This is a genomic window from Pseudoalteromonas sp. SR45-5 (genome assembly GCF_014163565.1).
Lineage (GTDB): Bacteria > Pseudomonadota > Gammaproteobacteria > Enterobacterales > Alteromonadaceae > Pseudoalteromonas > Pseudoalteromonas distincta.
Genome location: NZ_JACJDN010000180.1, coordinates 1 through 6,818, shown reverse-complemented (window position 1 = coordinate 6,818; position 6,818 = coordinate 1). Strand labels below are relative to the sequence as shown.

Below are 6,818 nucleotides of genomic sequence, written 5' to 3'. Positions count from 1 at the left end.
ATAACTGGATAAACTTTGTTTGGATTAGCTTGGTAACTCTTTGGAAGTTGAACTACAACGGTACGTAGCTCATTTAAAATTACTGAATTGATAGTATGCGTTTGTTGCTTATAGCTAATGGTTTGCTGTTTTAAATCAGGCTCTGCAAGTGTGTTATTAGAAACTATAAATAAGCTACATATAAAAATAGCAGTGAATAAACGCATAGCTAATCCTTTAGAAAATAGTGTGTTATTTAATCTAACAGGCTTTGAGGTACAAAAAAAGGCGCATTGAGCGCCTTTTATCTTTAACAGGTAATTACCAACCTATTGATTTTACTCAACAGTAACTGATTTAGCTAAATTACGTGGTTGGTCAACGTCGGTACCTTTAATTACTGCTACGTAGTACGACAGTAACTGTAATGGCAGTGTGTAAACAATTGGCGCAATAATGTCGTCAGTGTGGTTTACGTTGATAACACGCATTGTGTCGTCTGACTCAAAGTGTGAATCTTTATCTGCGAATACGTAAATAATGCCGCCACGTGCACGTACTTCTTCTACGTTTGATTTAAGCTTTTCTAATAGCTCATTGTTTGGTGCTACAACAATAATTGGCATGTCGGCATCTATAAGCGCAAGTGGCCCATGTTTTAGCTCGCCCGCTGCGTAGGCTTCTGCGTGAATGTACGAAATCTCTTTAAGCTTAAGCGCACCTTCCATTGCGATTGGATATTGTGAGCCACGACCTAAAAACAGTGAGTGATGCTTGTCGGCAAATTCTTCTGCAAGGTCTGCAATGCCATCTGCAAGCAGTAATGTTTCTTCAAGCTTAGCAGGTAGTACTTTTATAGCATTAACAATAGCACTTTGATCAAGCTGTTTTTCTTGAGCTATAGACGCAGTAAGCATTAACAAACCAACTAATTGCGTTGTAAATGCTTTAGTAGAAGCCACGCCTATTTCAGCGCCAGCTTTAGTCATAAAGGCTAGGTCTGATTCGCGTACAAGCGATGAACCAGGTACGTTACAAATGGTCATTGAGGCCATGTAACCTTGCTCTTTAGCTAGGCGTAATGCAGCTAGCGTATCGGCAGTTTCACCCGATTGAGAAATAGTAACAAGTAAGCTATTTTCATGAACAAACGACTGACGGTATCTAAATTCAGAAGCTATTTCTACATTACAGCTAACGCCTGCAAATTGCTCAAGCCAATAACGTGCAACCATACCTGAATGGTAAGACGTACCACAGGCAATAATTTGCACGTGTTTTACGTCTTTAAATATTTGCTGAGCGCTTTCGCCAAAGGCATCAATTGCTACGCGGTCGTCGTTTAAACGCCCTTCAAGGGTATTACGTACCGCAAGTGGTTGCTCGTAGATTTCTTTTAGCATGTAGTGGCGGTAGTCGCCTTTGCCTGATGCATCTTGTGTAATGTTTGACTCAATCACTTCACGCTCTACAGCGTCGCCATTTTCATCAAAAATTTCTACTGTGTCACGTGTAATACGCGCTACATCGCCTTCTTCTAAAAAGATGAAGCTACGAGTAACAGGTAATAGTGCTAACTGATCAGAAGCTATAAAGTTTTCGCCAAGGCCTAAACCAATAACAAGAGGGCTACCTGAGCGCGCTACAATGATTTCGTTGTCGTTCGCTTTATCAAATACAACTGTACCAAAAGCGCCTTCAAACTGTTTAACAGCAGCTTGTACTGCTGTAAGTAAACTAGTGTGCTGCTTACGAAGCTTATGAATTAAGTGCACCATTACTTCGGTATCGGTTTCAGATAGAAACTCGTAGCCTTCTTCTTTAAGCGATGCGCGTAAGCTTGCGTGGTTTTCAATAATACCGTTGTGCACAAGTGCTAACTGGTTGTTTGATACATGTGGGTGTGCATTTGCTTCTGTAACGCTACCATGTGTTGCCCAGCGCGTATGTGCAATACCTGTATGACCGCTAACACCTGCTTTTTCTAGAGCTGCTTCTACGTTAACTACTTTACCTACTGCTTTTACAGTATTTAGCGTAGAGCCTTCTAGTAGTGCTACACCGGCAGAGTCGTAGCCACGGTATTCAAGTCGCTTCAGCCCTTCAATCAGTATTCTATTTACTGGACGTTCTGCAACTGCCCCAACTATTCCACACATAATCTCTCCAATAATCTTGTATATTTACCACTTTGTGGCTACTCAATAAATTCAGCGCAAATTAGTTTTACACCACACGCCTCAATTGCTTTGCGCTTTTCATCTGCTAAGCCATTGTCGGTTATTAATGTGGTTACTATTTTCCACGGTAATTCTAAATTTGGTATTTTTCGGCCAATCTTATCTGATTCAACCATTACAATTACTTCACGAGCCGCTTTTGCCATTACTTGGCTCAAACCAACTAACTCATTAAAGGTTGTTGTGCCACGTTTTACATCTATACCATCCGCACCAATAAAGAGCTGATCAAAGTCGTAAGAGCATAATACGTTTTCGGCAACTTGCCCCTGAAACGACTCAGAATGCGGATCCCACGTCCCACCGGTCATCAAAAGTGTTGGCTCGTTCTCAAGTGCTAATAAACGACTCGCTACTTTAATTGCGTTTGTCATTACAACTAGCCCACGCTTATCAGCAAGCTCGGGGATCATCGCAGCAGTAGTACGCCCGCTATCAATAATAATGCGGTTATGATCTTTTATAAGTTTTGCTGCAGCCTTAGCTATTGCGACTTTGCGCTTTGAATCTATTTCATCGCTAACAATTTCTTTAGGCAGAGCAATAGCACCGCCGTAACGGCGCAGCAATAAGCCACTTTTTTCAAGCGCGGTTAAATCTTTTCGAATGGTTACTTCAGATGTTTGAAACTGCTGTGCTAACTTTTCAACGGCTACTTCACCTAATTCATTAACTTGAACCAGTATATTGTGACGACGCTGCTGTGTGTTTCGTTTAGTCATAAAGCTCGTGAATTAAGTTTCATTTCGAAAGTTATGCGATTTTAAACGAAACAACCTAAATGGCAAGTGAATGAGTAAAAAAAGCGCAATGTGCGCTTTTTAATTTAACAGCATGTAGATGTGGTGAAACACTCTAACTTGCTCAGTGAGCTAGAAACTAGATTACTGAGCACGCTATTATTTTTTAGTTCAAATAAGGATATATTAAAAACTCACTACCTAAAATATATAAACTCCAAGAATCACGCTCATCTTTTTGAATTAATACATCGTGGTAATTATTCGAGATTTGTGGACTCTCCCAAATAACTTGATTTGATAACTTATCCACTAGGCTAATTGTTTTTTCTATAGAGTAATGCGCCAGATAGTTTCGGCCATAAACGCCACCTATAGTTTCATCGAGGATTTTCTCTTTGTGGTAAATTGTAAAGCCCTTAATTTGTTGTTCGTCCAAAATTTCTAATGCTTTCGTTTTCGTATCTAATACTATTAAACCACCTTCTTCATCGAAAGTACCAAAAGTACGATAATCAATTATTAGCTCTAGTTGAGGATCTGAATCTAGCTGAATAGCATGTACATGCGCGACATGGCTTGTTGTTTCTTGTAAGAAATCTAAAGGTACAGGCCAATTGCTACTGTCAATTGAAATGGGTGATAAGCTTGGATTTTCGTAAAAAGCTATACCTAAATCGTAATAACCTATTATTATTTTTGACAACTCCTCAGACGGCAAGTAAGGAAAGTAGGCTCTTGATACGACTTCTCCTGTTTGTTTAGCGATTGTGTAATATCTAATATCACTTTTAAAGCTCAAGTGTGTTTCGGACTCTGTAAAAGCAAAATCATACGAATTAGAAAAAGTCACTTCTGCAACGCTAGTTTGCCAAATTACACTGGTTGAACCTGTATTGCGTTTAACAATAAATGTCTCGTTGTTAATTTGAGTTAATGAATACTCAATTTGATTTTCATTATCTTGCGTTAACAGCATCTCTCCAGTGAAAGTAACAGGTGCATTATTGTGCGTTACCTTAGCCGAACGGCCAAAATCTGAAATGCTAACCGTATCATCAACAGCACCAACAATATGAAGATTAGGAAGTTGACCTTGAGCCACTGATGAATACTCAAGCTGCCATAGCCCATTCTCATAGCTAAAGCTTTGCATCGCATATTCTTCGTATAAATAACTTCCTTCTAAACTATCTGTTTTGCTTACTAATAATGACTGTATTCCATCATTATCAAAATCAACAGCACCTATTACTCTCCCAATGGGGTTTTCAGCAATAGATACAGAGAACAATTGCCACTGCTGATCAAAGTAATAAAGCTCTTTTGAATTAGAAAAATAAACATGACTATAAGGACTATCTACTTCAAGGCTAATCGAAATACCATCATTGAAATTAGTCTCAAACTTTTCACTACCCACCTGCAGTTCACCACCTTCCCACCATATTAGTTCACTATAATGTTCGGAGGCCTTATATCTAGTTACACGACAATTATCACCACTGGTAAATGCCTTAAATTTATATTCAGAATAGGGTCCTATCAGGTATTTGTTCTGTTTGACATCAAATATACTTTCCCTATCAATTAACTCTTTAAAGCCGTCGTTATTCAAATCACAAACTTGAATCAAGCGATTTGAATAATTAAGTGAAAGGTCCGGCGCAACAATAAGCGTAGTGATAGAAAGATCATTTCCATTAATAAGATAGCTATCATACGAATGCCCCGCCGAAAGAAGAATATCTTCAATACCATCGCCGTTGTAATCAAATACCATAGAGTTATAATTTTCAGCCGAAACATCATCTATCAGCAAACTACTTGAGCCCTCATTAGTTAAAAATATTTGATGCTTAGCTGCCTCTTGGTTGTAAGTAATACTTAGCCAATTTAGTTGCGTCCCTGACTGATTAAGAAATGCACCTACATGCTCAACATTTGAAGGTAAGGGAGGTATCCATTTATTGTATTCTAGCAACCCTGTCTCACTGAGACTTAAGATATAATTATCATTACCGCGTAATACACCCCTTTTTTGGTTCGAAAGCTTAATTGAAGCTACACTGGATGTTGAGTTGTTCACATAACCAACTGAGCGATTATCTACGCCACCGAGTGATTGAAGGTTGATTTGGTGCTTAATTCTTATTTGATTGTCAGAGTTTGAGATATCAACAGCAAAATTTACGTTTAAATTACTACCAAAGTCAGGCGCGTTGCTTAACCAATTAATCTCTCCTTGTTCTGAAATCGAGATATTACTTGGCCCATAAGCAATTTTGTATTCAAAAGGACCATCGAACTCATCATTAGATAAGTTAATAATGGCTGTATAGTGTTCACCTAATTCTATTTCATCATATGCAGTAATGTCAGAAACAATTGCTGGCAGTTTTTCTAATTTAAACTCATGCTCCACAGTATTTTCTGCACCACTTGGGTCTACAACTGTTAACGAAATACGATAAAGGCCAGGTAGGTCTCCAATAAAGTCAATTTTGCTACCGGTGCCAAGTTGCCAACTAGCATTCTGCGGAAAAGTTATTAATTTCCACTCATAACCTAATGGTTCAAAATCAGGGTCCTTGGACTGCGTTGCATCAAGAGTAAGGATAGAGTGTCGTAGAGCTTTGTTCGAGCCTGAAATACTTGCTATAGGAATAGAGTTGGCAGTATTGTTATAAACATTATCTAAGTCAGTTAAATAAAACTCTAGTGGCAAAAATTCATTAGATAGATGTATGGTCGAAATGCCATTAGCTTTGAGAGCTACACTAGCAGTATTTTGTGATATTAGGGTGTACTTTGCTCCTATTATTGAAGGCAGAGATATATCATTGGTTGGATAAAACTCATCAGTTTTTATTGTTAGTTTTCCTAAATCACTAAAATAAACTTCGCCATTAAAACCAATACCATACCCAACATTGGTTGCATCTAAAACAGCATCAAGCCTTACATTAGAGAATAAAATATCAAGGGAATTTTCATCAGCACCTTTAAATTGAATATTCACAGTAGCGCTACTGTCACTATTAACTCCCTGACTATTAGCAATAGCAAAACCTTCTGTTAAATAGGTAACCCCAAGCACTTCGTTACTAATTGTTAAACTAGGTACTACCCCATATTCTAAAACAAATTCAGCGTTAGAGTTTTCGATATAAATATCAGATTGCCCATTAAAAACCCACCCAGCAGCAGAGCAATTGTTATAAGTAATTATATAGTGCTGATTAGCCTCTTCCTCTTTCATGTCAGCAGAGCCAGTAACACAACCGAAATTATCAGATTGGTTATCTAGCACTGGGTCGTGGAGAAATAGATTTTGATAATCCTCTCCAAATACTATGGAATTTAGGCTATCTATTAGATATGAGTACTGAGTTGTTAGTTGAGTTACATTACTTGCTGTTATTTCGAATAAAGATAATTCACCGTCATAGGTAGGCGTATTTTGATAATCAGGCTTAACAAATTTAGTTTTTCCAGAAGAACCAGAATCATTATTAGCAGGTTGGCTGGCATCATTACCCCCTCCCCCACAACCGGCTAAAATAATTGTTAAACAGAATAATTTAGTTAGTTTATTTAATTTCATTACTTACTCCTTGTAACATGAATTTTACATTATTAAAGCTTTTTTAAAAAGGAATATAATAAAAGTCAAAATTTGTTTAAAACCTTTTTAGCCCATACAAAAAGGTAATAACAACTTTTCAGTAAAATATATAAGCATGAGATAATACTTAATAATGTATGCATATAAATGAATAACAAACTCAATGAAATTATTTAATAGCGTGACTAAGCCATATTTAATGCAAAGAAAACAAACAGGCGAGATATGCCG

The 6,818-nt window shown here is 37.6% G+C and carries 3 protein-coding genes and 1 pseudogene; all 4 read right to left on the bottom strand.

Features of this window, described 5'->3' with window-relative positions; translation table 11 throughout:
* Positions 1-206: pseudogene (locus tag H5072_RS08785) on the bottom strand (esterase); the annotation flags it as partial.
* Positions 207-317: 111 nt separating this feature from the next.
* Entirely contained in the window at positions 318-2,138 is a 1,821-nt protein-coding gene (gene glmS / locus H5072_RS08780; RefSeq protein ID WP_182693291.1) for a glutamine--fructose-6-phosphate transaminase (isomerizing), read from the bottom strand.
* A gap of 38 nt (positions 2,139-2,176) precedes the next feature.
* Entirely contained in the window at positions 2,177-2,941 is a 765-nt protein-coding gene (locus tag H5072_RS08775; protein WP_024596999.1) for a DeoR/GlpR family DNA-binding transcription regulator, read from the bottom strand.
* A gap of 184 nt (positions 2,942-3,125) precedes the next feature.
* Positions 3,126-6,566 (bottom strand): VCBS repeat-containing protein, encoded by a 3,441-nt coding sequence (locus H5072_RS08770; RefSeq protein ID WP_024596998.1) that lies wholly within the window; start codon positions 6,564-6,566, stop codon positions 3,126-3,128.
* Positions 6,567-6,818 lie beyond the last annotated feature (252 nt).